Genomic DNA, 13,009 nt, shown 5'->3' on the forward strand with positions numbered 1-13,009 from the left:
GCTTGGGCGGCGGGAGGAGAGGCCCTTGGACACCAATGTCGTCATTGTCGGCGCCGGCCCTGCCGGGCTCGCGGTCGCAGCCTGCCTGAAGCAGGCGGGGCAGGATTTCATCATATTTGAAAAGGCCGATGAGGTTGCGCCCTCCTGGCGCCGGCATTACCGGCGGCTGCACCTTCACACGGTGAAATCCTTCTCGTCGCTGCCTTTCGCGCCGTTTCCGAAGAGCCATCCGCGCTATGTGCCGCGCGAGAAGGTCGTTGCCTATCTCGATGCCTATGCCGAGCGTTTCGGCCTCGAGCCGCGCTTCGGCGTAACGGTGAAATCCATCCGCCGCGAAGGTGATCGCCTGCTGGTCCAGACCGATGCCGGGCTTTTCAATGCCCGCAAAATTGTCGTCGCCACCGGCAACAATGCCCAACCCGTCATGCCAGGCTTCCCGGGCGTCGAAGCATTCAGGGGCAAGGTGCTGCACAGCGCCGCCTACACGGAGGCAGCACCCTATATCGGCAAAAACGTGCTGGTCGTGGGCATGGGCAACACGGGCGCGGAGATCGCGCTCGATCTTGCCGAGAGCGGCGCCCGCCCGACCATCTCGGTGCGCAAGGGTGTCCACATTGTGCCGCGCCAGTTGTTCGGCGTACCGATCCAGATGGTGGGCATCGCCAGCCGGGCTATGCCGCAGGCGTTGAACGACTGGATGTTTCCCAAGATCCTCGACCTGGCGCTGGGCCGGCTGGAGAAACACGGCATCGTGCGGCCGAAACAGGGCATCCTGCAAGGGATCGAGGCCGGCCGCATTCCGGTGATCGACGTCGGCACGGTGGCGGCGATCAAGCAGGGTCGGATCGGCATCGGCCCGGATATCGCAAGCTTCACCGGGGACGGCGTGAAATTCGCCGACGGGGTGGAGAAGAAGTTCGACGCGGCGATTTTCGCCACCGGCTACCGTCCGGGCTACGACACCTTCCTGCCGGCGGAGCTTAGCCCGAAGAAAAGCGGGGTGAACGCCCGCGCGACGGAGCTCGGCGTCTATCTCGTCGGCTTCTACAATCCGGTCACCGGCCTGCTGCGCGAGATCGGCATCGAGGCGCAGGCGGTGGCGAAGGATATTGCGGCGCGGGCGTAGCAATTGCACGAGCTGCAATAGCGTTCTGGCGAATGACGGCGGGACAGAGGAAGGTGCCTAGCGCTGACCGCCCGCTTGCTTGATGCCTCGAATGCGTGAATCGGGTGGCGCATCCCGGCACCGGATGCGAAGCCATTGCTGACCAAAGGAGGGGATGCGCCATGCTCACGCTCTACGATTATCTCCCGTCGCAAAATGCCTGGAAAATTCGCGTCCTGCTCGGCTTGCTCGGCATCGCCTACGAAACCCGCATCGTCTCGATCTTCGAGGGCGAGAGCCGCACCGAGGCTTTCCTGAAGCTCAATCCGGCCGGCGCGGTCCCGGTGCTTGCCGTCGAGAATGGCCAGGCGATAGCCGAGTCGAACGCGATCCTTGTGCTTGTCGCGGAAGGAACGCCCTATCTGCCGGCGGACCGGCTTGCTCGGGCCAAGGTGATGCAGTGGCTGTTTTTCGAGCAGTATTATGTCGAGCCGGCCATCGGTTCGCTGCGCTTCTGGACACTGACCGGCCGTCTGGAGCGCAACCAGGCGCTGGTTACCGGCAAGCGCGACGCGGGCGTGCGGGCACTTGGCGCGCTGGAGCGCAGTCTTCAGGACGCGCCGCCTTTCCTGGTCGGCGATACGCTCACCATCGCCGACATCGCCGTGTACGCCTACGGTCACCGCGCCGAGGATTGCGGTTTCTCGCTTGCCGACTACCCGGCGGTAGAAGCCTGGGTGGAGAGGGTCGGCGAGGCGATCGGGCCGGGCTATCCGGTGCATCCTTACAGCATCGATCCACACTCGCACGCTTGAGCCGCCGGAACACAGCGGCGGACAGGGCGTTCTCCAAATAGCAGCGTGTCGGGCGTCGCCTCGATCAGCGCCCGCCTGTTTTTGCGTTGCGTTCCAATCAAAGGCATGGAGGTCCGCAATGGTTCGCACCGTCACCGTCGCAATCCTCGCCACCGGCATGATGAGCATGCCTGCCATGGCGGCCGAGCAATACTGGGTCGCCCGGGACGCGGTATCGAAGCAGTGCGAGATCGTGCCCAAGAAGCCCGACGGCACGCTTGTCGTCGACCTTGGGAAGAAGAAGTACGCCAGCGAGGGAGAGGCCAGGAAAGCGATGGAGGCGATGGCGGATTGCAAGAAGAAGTAGGCGCTGGATAACGCCTACCGGTCCACCAACGACATCGTCCGTTCGTTGTAGCGCGGCCCCGACACCTTGTCGCGCGTCAGCGCCATGTCGAGCCCCAGCATCTCGGTGGCGTCCAGCGTGACGTCGGCCGCCGCGACATTCTCCTCCAGATAGGCCCGGCGTTTGGTGCCGGGGATCGGCACGATGTCGATGCCGAAATCCGGGCCCTTGGCGAGCAGCCAGGCGATCGCGATCTGGCCGGGCTTGACGCCCTTGGCGTCGGCAATGTCGCGCACCGCGGCCGCTGCCGCGACATTCAGGTCGAAATTCTCGCCCTGGTAGCGCGGGTCGCCGCGCCGGAAATCGCCTTCCGGATAGTCTTCCGCGCGCTTGACGTCGCCGGCGAGGAAGCCGCGGCCGAGCGGCGCGAACGGGACCAGACCGATGCCGAGCTCCTTCAGCGCCGGGATGATCTCTGGCTCGAGGTTGCGTTCCCACAGCGAATATTCGCTCTGCAGCGCCGAGACGGGATGCGCGGAATGCGCGCGACGAATGTTGGCGATGCCCGCTTCCGACAGGCCGAAGAAGCGCACCTTGCCCTCGGCCACCAGTTCGCCGACCGTGCCCGCGACGTCCTCCATCGGCACGGCGGGATCGACCCGGTGCTGATAGAGGAGATCGATGCGGTCGGTGCCGAGCCGCGAGAGCGAGGCGTCGACCACCTCGCGTATATGCTCGGGCCGGCTGTCGAGGCCGGCCTGCTTGCCGTCGACAATGCGGAAGCCGAATTTCGTCGCGATCGTCACCTCGTCGCGCCGGCCTTTCAGCGCGCGCCCAAGCAACTCCTCGTTGGCGAAGGGCCCGTAGACCTCGGCCGTGTCGAGAAAGGTGCAGCCGAGTTCGATTGCCCGGTGGATCGTCGCGATCGACTCCGCCTCATCGGCCGGACCATAAGCCTGGCTCATGCCCATGCAGCCGAGGCCGATGGCAGAGACTTCGAGCCCCTGGCTGCCGAGTTTCCGTTTGCCGAGGCTCATGCTCTTTTCTCCAGCCGAATTTTAAATCCGGCTAAATTATAGGGCTGGGAAAGGAAGCGTCCAGCGTCAGGCCTGGCGGCAGGCGGCGTCGTAATCGGCAAGCACCAGGTCGACGGCCGCGAGCAGGATCGCCTCGGGATCGCCGGCGGCGCCGAACTCCGCTGGCAGCGTCGGCAGGAACTGCCGCATCAGCGTCTCGGGAATCGCGACGCCGCTCAGCGCTTCGCGCAGGCGCGCGACCGCGACGCTTGCCGCGGGGTTGCTCCAATAATAGCGGATGCGGTCGCTGTAGCTGTAATGCCGCTGCAGATAGAGGCGCCTGTCGTTACCATGGTAGTGGCTGCGCCAGTTGCCTGGCGCGGACAGCATCAGCGTTTCCATCGCCTTGGCAAGCGAGCGCTCGCCATAGCCGGAAACCATTTCGGAGGCCACGAGATCCAGCCGGTAAAGCGCCTCGCGCAGTGCGAAGGTCAAGCCGGGCCCCACTTTGAGGATCGGGAAACCATTGGCGACCAGCGCCGTCAGCGCCGAACGGCTCTGGTAATCTGTCGAATGCGCTTCGTAGACGAGAGCGGTTTCATGGTCGAGGAGGGCGGTCAGCGGAGCGGATGCCTCTGGCCTGTAGGCGACGACATTTTCGCTGCCGAATTCGACGCCCGGCTGCACGACCACGGCGATGACACGGCCGAATGCTTCCTCCAGCCCCTCACGGGAAAAGATCTCGCGATGGATGTCGATGGTGCGGCGCGCGGCGGTCGCCTCCGTCGGCTTCAGGTCGCTGATGGCATGATCGGCGCCGCCCGGCACCGGCACCTCGGTGCCGATGATGTAGAGCGGCGCAGCACCGCCACGCGAGCGCGCCGCCTTTTCCGCCGCCTTGGCAAGCCGCGCGGCGCGCGTCGCGATGGTCTCGTCGTCGAGCGCCGCTGGTTCGCCTGCACAGCCCATCGAGGCATCGAGATGGATCTTGCTGAAACCGGCCCAGACATAGGCCGTAACCATCGCTTCGGCCTTGCTCATCGCCTGCGCCGCCGGCTCGGCCTTCCACGGGTTCGGCCCCAGATGGTCGCCGCCGAGGATGATGCGCGAGGCGGAGAGTCCTTCGCGGCCTGCAATCTCCTGCACGAAGGCGACGAACAGATCGGGCGTCATGCCGGTATAGCCGCCGAACTGGTTGACCTGATTGCAGGTGGCCTCGATCAGGAGCATGGCGTCTTTGTCGGCGACGGCGCGCCGGACCGCTGCCTGGATCACCAGCGGATGCGCCGAGCAGACCGAGGTGATGCCGTAGGGCCTGCCGTTGCGGCGGGCAGTCGCCAGGCCTTGAAGCGGGTTGGCCGTCATCGTCATTTGGCCCGGTCCGTCCCGGCTATGAACCGATCGAGCGCGTCGAAGCCGGCCAGCCCTTCCATCGGCCCGAGCCGCGTCACGTTGAGCGCGCCGGCGGCATTGGCGTAAAGCAGCGCCTTGCCGGGCTCGATACCTTTGCGGCGGCAGGTGAGATAGGTTGCGCCGAAACAGTCCCCGGCGCCGGTCGGGTCGATCTCCTCGACCAGGAAGCCGGCGCAGTCGGTGCGGCTGCCATCGGCGCCGAAGCGGGTAGAGCCTGCAGCGCCGCGCTTCAGCACGATCTCACCGACACCGCGCGCAATCAGCGCTGCCACCGCCTGCCGCTCGTCCGCGACGCCGGCCGCCGCGAGCAGTTCGTCGCCGGAGGGCAAGAGCAGGTCGGCGTCGTCGACCAGCGCGGAAAACTGCGCGCCGTCTGCGCCGTCGATCAATTCCTTGCGCACATTCGGATCGAAGGAGGTCGAGCCGCCGCGGGCGCGCACGGCCTTCGCGGCATAGGCGACGATCTCCTTAAGCCCGGCGATCGACAGGGCCGAGCCCATCACGTGAAGGTGACCGGCGCCGTCGGCCAGCCGCCGCGCTTCTTCCGTCAGGCCAATGCGCCCGGCGGCGGATTCGGCGATGTTATAGACGAAGTCGCGGCCGCCGTCGGGTCTGTAACGCACGAAGGCGCTTCCCGTCGGATAGCGCTCGCTGATCGACACAGCCGAGACGTCGACACCGTCGCGCCGCAGCCGTTCCAGGTTGATGGTGCCGAAATCATCGCGGCCGACGCAGGCGATGATGCCGGCGCCGCCGCCGAGCTTCGCCACCTGGTCGATGAAGATGGCCGGCGCGCCGCTGGGGTAGGGGCCGGTCAGCGCCAGCGGCTCGAGGAAGCCTTGGCCGCGCTCGCTCGCCATGATCTCGACCAGGATTTCGCCGGCGACGATGGTGGGCCCGGTCGCTTCGGCGGCAATCTCCCCTCGGCTCATCGATGCAATTCCTTCTCCCCCAGCCGGACCGGCGCCAGCGGTCCACGATTGCGCCGGACTCGATCGAGGTAAAACGTGGCAGCGATGATGTCAATAAAAACTATACGCGTGTTCACTTTCGTGTCACGTGAGGTGCATTTCCCACCTGAACGAGAAGCCCCGTCGTATGGGGACCTCCTGCGAAGCTAGGATCGTGGGGCTTGACTATGCAATCCTGTAGCGCGATAGAATATGAACGCATGTTCAGTTTTTCATGCGCATTCGTAAAGGAGGAGACGGAATGCCAATGCGTAGGCTTATGGGAACTCTCACTGCGGCCACTGCGGCCTCGGCGCTGATGGCAGGCGCTGCCCTGTCGGAGGAAATCACGGTCGCCACGGTCAACAACGGCGACATGATCATCATGCAGAAACTGGCGCCGGAGTGGGAAAAGGCGACCGGCAACAAGATCAACTGGGTGGTGCTCGAAGAGAACGTGCTGCGCGAGCGCGTCACCACCGATATCGCCACCAAGGGCGGCCAGTTTGACGTGATGACCATCGGCGGCTACGAGACGCCGATCTGGGGCAAGGCTGGCTGGCTGACGTCGCTCAATGATCTCGGCGCCGATTACGACTATGACGATCTCATCGCGCCGGTGCGCAGTGGTTTGACCGTCGACGGCAATCTGTATGCGGTGCCGTTCTATGCCGAGAGTTCTTTCACGCTCTACCGCAAGGACCTGTTCGACGCCGCCGGCCTCAAGATGCCCGAGCAGCCGACCTACGACCAAATCACAGAATTCGCCAATAAGCTCACTGACAAGTCGAAGGAACAGTATGGGCTGTGCCTGCGCGGCAAGCCGGGCTGGGGCGAGAACATGGCTTATATCGGCACGCTGGTGAACACCTTCGGCGGCCGCTGGTTCGACATGGATTGGAAGCCGCAGCTCAATTCCGAAGCGTGGAAGAAGGCGATCGGCTGGTATGTCGACACGATGAAGAAGGACGGCCCTCCGGGCATCAGCTCCAACGGCTTCAACGAGAACCAGACGCTGTTTGCCTCGGGTCATTGCGCGATGTGGATCGACGCCACGTCCGCCGCCGGCCGGGTCTACGATCCGAAGCAGAGCAAGGTCGCCGACAAGGTCGCCTTTGCCAAGGCCCCGGTCGCGGTCACGCCAAACGGTTCGGCCTGGGGCTGGGCCTGGAGCCTGGCCATCCCGACCTCGACCAAGAAGGCGGACACGGCGAAATCCTTCGTCAAATGGGCGACTTCGAAGGCCTATGTCCAGCGCGTCGGCGAGACCGAGGGCTGGGTTGCGGCACCGCCGGGAACGCGCAAATCCACCTATGCCAGCGCGGATTACCAGAAGGCGGCGCCCTTTGCCGCAACCGTGCTCGCCGCGATTGAATCCGCCGATCCGACCAAGCAGACCAAGGATCCGGTGCCCTATACGGGCATCCAGTTCGTCGCCATACCCGAGTTCCAGGGCATCGGCACGCAGGTAGGCCAGGCGATCGCGGCGGCCGTCACCGGCGAGCAGTCGGTGGACGACGCGCTGAACGAGGCCCAGGCTTCCGTCGAGAGGACGATGGAGGAGGCGGGCTACATCAAATAGGCACAGCCGCTCAAGCCGGGAAGCGGAACGTGCGCCGCCTCCGGCCATCCGGCCCGCCGCGGAACTCCCCCGCGGCTGGCCGGAGGATGCGCGGATCCGCCTGGGCAATTCGAGGAGAAGCGCGTAGCGTTTCATTCTTCGGAATTACCTGAGCAAAGGTGGGTCCGTGCCTTCCTCAATAACCGATCAGACAAACTGCCCCCACGCCCGGCAAACATTTTCGAAACGCGGAAGAATTGGAAACTGCAATGAAGCTGAAGGACAAAATCGCCCTGATCACCGGCGGCGCGCGCGGTATCGGCCTCGGCTTCGCACAGGCCTTTGCGCGTGAAGGCGCCAAAGTGGTGATCGCCGACATCGACATCGAACGCGCAACGCGGGCGGCCAGGGAAATCGGTCCCGCGGCAAGCGCGAGGAAGCTCGACGTCACGGACCTTGCCGCGATCGAAAATGTCGTCGCCGAAATCGACCGCGAATTCGGCGGCATCGACATTCTCGTCAACAATGCGGCCATCTTCGACATGGCGCCGATCACCGACATCACCGAACAGAGCTATGAGCGCGTCTTCGGCATCAATCTCAAGGGCCCGCTCTTCGTGATGAAGGCGGTGGCCAACATCATGATCGCGCGGGGCCGTGGCGGCAAGATCATCAACATGGCGAGCCAGGCCGGCCGCCGCGGCGAGGCACTGGTGACGCTCTACTGCGCCTCCAAGGCGGCGATCATCTCGGCCACGCAGTCGGCCGCGCTTGCGCTGGTCAAGCACGGCATCAATGTCAACGCGATTGCGCCTGGCGTCGTCGACGGCGAGCATTGGGACGTGGTCGATGCGCATTTCGCCAAATGGGAAGGCTTGAAGCCGGGCGAGAAGAAGGCGGCGGTGGCGAAGTCGGTGCCGATCGGCCGTTTCGCGCGGCCCGAAGACATTGCCGGGCTGGCCGTTTTTCTCGCCTCGTCCGACAGCGACTACATCCTGGCCCAGACCTACAATGTCGACGGCGGCAACTGGATGAGCTGAGGGCAATCATCTGGTTTCGAGGGAGACGACAATGAAGGCCATCCGATTTGCCGCGGCCGGCGCTGCCGGCATGGCGGAGCTCGAAATGCCCGCAATCAGGCCCGGCCACGCTCTGCTGCGGGTGCACGCGGCAGGGCTCTGCCACACCGATATCGACGTGCTGCATGGTCGTTATGGGTCGGGCGCGTTTCCGCTGGTGCCCGGCCATGAATATGCCGGCACGGTCGAGGCCGTCGCCGAGGACGTGACGGCGGTGAAGCCTGGCGACCGCGTCGCCGTCGATCCCAACATCCCCTGCGGCCACTGCCCGTCCTGCGCCAAGGGTCTCACCAATCTCTGCGCCACGCTGAAGGCCTATGGCGTGACGGAGAATGGCGGCTTTGCCGAATACAGCCTTGTTGCCGTCGATCATCTCCACCCGATCGGCCATCTCGCTTTCGAGACGGCGGCGCTCGCCGAGCCGCTCGCCTGCGTGCTCAACGGCCTCGGCGCGGCCGGGGTAGGGACCGGCGGTCACGTGCCCGGCAACGCGCTCGTCTTCGGCGCGGGGCCGATCGGGCTTCTGATGGCCTTGTCGCTCAAGGCGAGAGGCGTGACGAAAGTGGCGGTGGCCGATATAAGTGAGCCGCGTCTCGCCTTCGCCGCCTCGCTCGGGCTGGAGCCGCTGGTGTCCGGCTCACAAGATCTTGGGGCGCGGGCGAGAGGTTTCGACTTCGTCGCCGACGCCACCGGTATCGCCAAGGTCGTCGAAGGCATAATCGGCCTCACCGCCGATGGCGGCACGGCGCTGGTCTTCGGCGTCTGCGCGCCCGATGCCAGGATTGCGGTCGCCCCGTTCGAGATCTTCCGCCGCCAGATAAGGCTGGCCGGCTCGCATTCGCTGAACCGCAACATCCCGCAGGCGCTGGAGATCTTAAGCCGCGACGACGGCACCATGGCAAAGCTGGTCAGCCACCGCCTGCCGCTCGGCGAAGTGCTGCCTTTCTTCGCCAAGAGCGGCAATCCGGCGATGATGAAGGTCCAGTTCTCAGCCGAGGCTTGAACGGGAGAGCACGATTGCTTGCCTTTGCGTCGCGGAGTGACTCAAGTAGACAGTCGTGACGGCGGTACCGACAGGGACAGAAGGATGGCAAAGACGATCAGGACGATGGAGGATTTTTCCGCCTTTGTCGGCCTGTCCCGCACCACGGTCTCGAAATACTTCAACGATCCCGCCTCGGTGCGGCAGAACACGCGCAGCACCATCGAGGCGGCGCTGAAGAAGTCGGACTTCCGCCCCAGCATGTTCGCGGTCAATTTGAACCGCCGCCGCTCCAACATCCTCGGCGTCATCATCCCCAATTCGACCGATCCGTTCTACATGGCGCTGACGCGCCGCATAGAGACGATCGCCAACGAAGCCGGCTTCCTCGCCTTTGTGCTGTCTTCCGACGGCCGCGCCGAGATGGAGGACCAGGCGATCCAGACGTTCCGCTCGATGAACATCGCTGGCGCCATCATCGCGCCGCTCGGCGTGCGCTCGCACCACCGCGTGCTTGCAGAGCTCGGCGCTTCGATCCCGCTGATCTATGTCGATTCCCCGCTAGACGAGACCTCGTCCTTCGTCGGGACCGACAACCGGCAGAGCTTCCGGCTGATCGTCGACTATCTCTGCCGTTCCGGCGAGCCGCCCTGTTATTTCGCCATGCCGCTGGTCAACAACAACGCTTCCGCCCGGCAGGAGGCCTATGTCGAGGCGATGCATGGGTTCAAGATGACGCCCTCGATCGTAGCGGTCGAGGATGTCAGGTCCTGGGACTTCGAGAAATTCGGCCATGACGAGGCGCTGCGCATCCTGAAAGGGCAGGGCTTCCCCACAAAGACCGTGCTTTGCGCCAACGACCGCATCGCCTTCGGCGTCATCAGCGCCGCCTATGAGCTCGGCCTGAAGGTGGGGCATGGCGCCGACTGCGATCTGCGCGTCGCCGGCCATGACGACCATCCTTTGTCGCGCTATGCCTGTCCGCCGATCACCACCGTGGCACAGAACTACAACGAGATCGGCCGCCTGGCGATCGAGCTCCTGCTGCGGCGACTGGACGAGAATGCACCGGCGGCCAAGCGCGACAACGCGCGCGTCCTGCTCAACGCCGAACTGATGCTGCGCCGTTCGGCTTGAGGGCGCTCGCTGCGCAAATCTGGACGGATGATCTCCTTTCTGGCTTGCGTCAGAACGGTTGTCGCCTAACTCACGGCACAATTGCCATGACTTATTTCGGTGTCGGAACCATGATGACGGATCGATGCGGCACGACAGGCTTGTCCTGATATTGCTCTGGCGTGAGCTGGTCGCCGGCTTGCGCGCGATGCGGCGCCGCGACCTCGCCTGGATTGCGCTCGGCGGCGGTGGCCTTCTGGCCTATGCGATCGCCGATCTCGTGGTCGCGCTGCATGCCGCAGCGCCGAAACTGCGGAACGACCAGCTTCTGTGGATGCTTGCGCTGCCATTGGTCTTGGCGGTGCTCGGAGCGCTCGCCGGAAACGCGGTCTCGGGGCTCTGCCTGCGGCGCGCCTTCGCGCCCTTCCTCAAGGCGCTGCCGCTCGCTGCTGGACGGCGCCGCCGACTGGCCGGCGAGGCGACCCTCGTGCTTGCCGGACCGCTTGTGCTGCTGGTTGCTCTTTCGGTCGGCTTCGCCTGCGCCGTCATTGGAAAGCCGCTGGCGCCGACCTGGGGCTTGAGCGCGGCGATCTTGTTTGCCCTCGGCTTCGGCACAGCAGCCCTATGGCGCCTGCGGCGGCGGCCACGCCTTCTCCTTGATGAGGCGGCAAGGGAGGTGGCTCCGGTCGGAAGGCCCTGGCTGCGCTGCCTCGACCGTGCGCGGCCGCGCTGGTTAACCAGCTGGGCCTGGAAGCTACCGGCCGGCCATATACGGCCGTCATGGAAGCTGGCTGCCGCTGGCCTGCTGCTCGCGCTCGCGGCCATCCTCGGCGCTTGGGCCAGCCTGGCCGGCCGCTCGGCCGCGCCGGCGGCGGTCGCTGGCCTGGCGGGCGGCATTCTTGTTTTCATGCTCAGCCTGCGCTGCCAGCCGCTCGGCTCGCCGGTGCTGCGCACGGCGCCCATCGGCTTTGTTCGCGTATGGCTGCGGCTGGTGCGATTGCCGCTGCAGCTGTCGCTCGCCTTCTTCCTGCTGCCGGCCGGCGCGGCACTCGCGGCAGAGCCGTCGGCCTGGTCGGTGCCGGTCGCGAGCGGGCTCTGGCTGCTGGTGCTGAACGGCGCCTATGCGGTGTTCGGCGCCTATTTCCTCAACGCGCCCTTCGTCGCCATGCTGAGCTTTGCCGGCGCGCTTGCCTATGCCAGCTATGAGACGCTGGAATATGGCCGCACCGTCCTCATTGGTCTGGCAGCGCTTGTGTTCTTCTTGTGGCATCGAACCCGACAAAGGTATCGCAATGGCTGAAGTCCTCAGCATCGAAGAACTCAGCGCTGGCTATCGCGGACGCATTGTCGTTCGCGGCATCGATCTTTCGCTCCGCCGGGGCGACATCCTCGGCCTGCTCGGCGCCAACGGTTCGGGCAAGTCGACGCTGATCAGGGCGATCACCGGCCAAATCCCCTTGATCGGCGGCAGCGTGGCGATAGACGGAATCGACCTCGCCGCCGCGCCGGAGCGCGCCAAGGCCGGCTTCGGCCTCGCCATCGAGCCGCACGAACTGCCGGCGTCGCTTTCGGGACGCCAGTATATCGAGCTCGTCGCCTCGATCCGTGGCTGCGCGCCGGACGAGCTGCCGAGCGGCGATCTCCTGGAGCGGCTCGAGCTCGGGCGCTGGATCGACTGCCCGATCGCCGAATATTCGCTCGGCACGCGAGCCAAGGCCGCGATCGTCGCAGCGCTTCTCGGCCGGCCGCCGCTTCTGATCTTCGACGAGACGTTGAACGGCCTCGATCCGGTCGCCGCCTGGGAGGTGAAGCGCGTCATCACCGCGCTCTGCGCGAACGGGCGGCACGCCGCCATCATCTCGACCCATGTGGTCGAGGCCGTCCCGGTGCTCTGCAACCGCGCGGTGCTGATGGCCGAGGGGAACCTGAGCCGGAGCTGGGATGCGGCCCAATTGGCCGAAGCAGGCCGGACAGCTGGGGCGTTTGAGGAAAGCGTCATGCAGGCGTTGCGCATTCGGGCAGCCGCCTGATCTAGAGCAATTCCAGGAAAGGTGTGAGCGGTTTTCCGCCTGGAATTGCGGCAAAAACAAAGCCCTATGCCATCGGCAGCAGGCGGCGCATGATCAGCGAGGCGTGGCCGCCGACGCCATGGGCCGCTTCCCGACGTTCGACCACCTCGAAGCCGTGCTTGCGATAGAAGGCGATCGCGCGGTCGTTGCCCTCGATCACCTCCAGCGCGATGCTCGGAACGCCGGCATGGGCGGCAAGCACCGCATGCAGAAGGTCGACCGCGAGGCCGCTGCCGAAAGCCTGCGGCTCGATATGCAGCCGCTCCAGCATCACCTCGCCTTTCTCGTCCATCGCCGCCATGGCATAGCCGGCGATCGAGCCGTCGGCGCGTTCGGCGACGAAGGACATCTTGTCCTCGTCGTCGAGCTCGGCCGCGAGCCGTTCCGGCGCGTGCCTTTCGTCGGAGAGCCTGGCCACCGTCTCGTCGCCCATGATCGGTGCATAGGTCCGCCGCCAGGATTGGCCGAGCAGCCGTGACACGTCGGCAAGGTCGTTCCTCGTCATCGCCCGGATGCGGGTCATGGTCGTCACCCTCGTTGGAATCTCGAAAATAGGGCGACGCGACCGATATAGCCAA

Annotated in this window: 13 protein-coding genes; 9 read left to right on the forward strand and 4 right to left on the reverse strand. The window is 65.4% G+C overall.

All coding sequences use genetic code 11. The features are described 5' to 3' along the window. The first annotated feature begins 25 nt into the window (after window positions 1-25). The 3 genes from ACVMIM_RS17625 to ACVMIM_RS17635 all read left to right on the forward strand — a co-directional run bounded on the left by ACVMIM_RS17625 (window position 26) and on the right by ACVMIM_RS17635 (window position 2,266). Window positions 26-1,126, forward strand: a complete 1,101-nt coding sequence (locus ACVMIM_RS17625) for a flavin-containing monooxygenase (RefSeq protein WP_476113534.1) — start codon at window positions 26-28, stop codon at window positions 1,124-1,126. Between the two features lie 161 nt (window positions 1,127-1,287). Beyond that, complete coding sequence (locus ACVMIM_RS17630) at window positions 1,288-1,920, forward strand: glutathione S-transferase family protein (protein WP_476113535.1); 633 nt, start codon at window positions 1,288-1,290, stop codon at window positions 1,918-1,920. A gap of 118 nt (window positions 1,921-2,038) precedes the next feature. After that, the gene (locus tag ACVMIM_RS17635) at window positions 2,039-2,266 is read left to right on the forward strand and encodes a hypothetical protein (protein ID WP_041001406.1); all 228 of its coding nucleotides are present in this window, start codon (window positions 2,039-2,041) and stop codon (window positions 2,264-2,266) included. A gap of 14 nt (window positions 2,267-2,280) precedes the next feature. Here ACVMIM_RS17635 and ACVMIM_RS17640 read toward each other — a convergent pair whose 3' ends face one another. The 3 genes from ACVMIM_RS17640 to ACVMIM_RS17650 all read right to left on the reverse strand — a co-directional run bounded on the left by ACVMIM_RS17640 (window position 2,281) and on the right by ACVMIM_RS17650 (window position 5,606). Further along, a complete protein-coding gene (locus ACVMIM_RS17640; protein ID WP_476113536.1) occupies window positions 2,281-3,282 on the reverse strand; it encodes an aldo/keto reductase in 1,002 nt (333 codons plus the stop codon). Between the two features lie 66 nt (window positions 3,283-3,348). Further along, entirely contained in the window at window positions 3,349-4,632 is a 1,284-nt protein-coding gene (locus ACVMIM_RS17645; RefSeq protein WP_476113538.1) for a D-tagatose-bisphosphate aldolase, class II, non-catalytic subunit, read from the reverse strand. Then, window positions 4,629-5,606 carry a tagatose kinase gene (locus tag ACVMIM_RS17650; protein WP_476113540.1) on the reverse strand — a complete coding sequence of 326 codons (978 nt, stop codon included), beginning with the start codon at window positions 5,604-5,606 and terminating at the stop codon, window positions 4,629-4,631. The genes ACVMIM_RS17645 and ACVMIM_RS17650 overlap by 4 nt, the downstream gene beginning before the upstream one ends. A gap of 280 nt (window positions 5,607-5,886) precedes the next feature. On the opposite strand from ACVMIM_RS17650, the gene ACVMIM_RS17655 reads away from it, so the two are divergent. From ACVMIM_RS17655 to ACVMIM_RS17680, 6 genes are all read left to right on the forward strand, one after another. Beyond that, window positions 5,887-7,206: an ABC transporter substrate-binding protein gene (locus ACVMIM_RS17655; protein WP_476113542.1), complete on the forward strand. Its 1,320-nt coding sequence runs from the start codon at window positions 5,887-5,889 to the stop codon at window positions 7,204-7,206. Window positions 7,207-7,454: 248 nt separating this feature from the next. Next, window positions 7,455-8,225, forward strand: coding sequence for an L-iditol 2-dehydrogenase (locus ACVMIM_RS17660; protein ID WP_476113543.1), 771 nt, complete (start codon window positions 7,455-7,457; stop codon window positions 8,223-8,225). A gap of 31 nt (window positions 8,226-8,256) precedes the next feature. Beyond that, window positions 8,257-9,267 carry a zinc-dependent alcohol dehydrogenase family protein gene (locus tag ACVMIM_RS17665; RefSeq protein WP_476113545.1) on the forward strand — a complete coding sequence of 337 codons (1,011 nt, stop codon included), beginning with the start codon at window positions 8,257-8,259 and terminating at the stop codon, window positions 9,265-9,267. Between the two features lie 105 nt (window positions 9,268-9,372). Next, window positions 9,373-10,383, forward strand: a complete 1,011-nt coding sequence (locus ACVMIM_RS17670) for a LacI family DNA-binding transcriptional regulator (RefSeq protein ID WP_476117276.1) — start codon at window positions 9,373-9,375, stop codon at window positions 10,381-10,383. Window positions 10,384-10,507: 124 nt separating this feature from the next. Further along, window positions 10,508-11,662: a hypothetical protein gene (locus tag ACVMIM_RS17675; RefSeq protein WP_476113547.1), complete on the forward strand. Its 1,155-nt coding sequence runs from the start codon at window positions 10,508-10,510 to the stop codon at window positions 11,660-11,662. Continuing rightward, complete coding sequence (locus ACVMIM_RS17680; protein ID WP_476113549.1) at window positions 11,655-12,392, forward strand: ABC transporter ATP-binding protein; 738 nt, start codon at window positions 11,655-11,657, stop codon at window positions 12,390-12,392. Before ACVMIM_RS17675 ends, ACVMIM_RS17680 begins: the two co-directional genes overlap by 8 nt. A 64-nt stretch (window positions 12,393-12,456) precedes the next feature. Here the strand turns inward: ACVMIM_RS17680 and ACVMIM_RS17685 are convergent, their stop codons facing one another. Then, complete coding sequence (locus ACVMIM_RS17685) at window positions 12,457-12,954, reverse strand: GNAT family N-acetyltransferase (protein ID WP_476113551.1); 498 nt, start codon at window positions 12,952-12,954, stop codon at window positions 12,457-12,459. Window positions 12,955-13,009 lie beyond the last annotated feature (55 nt).

Source organism: Mesorhizobium sp. USDA 4413, assembly GCF_056280365.1.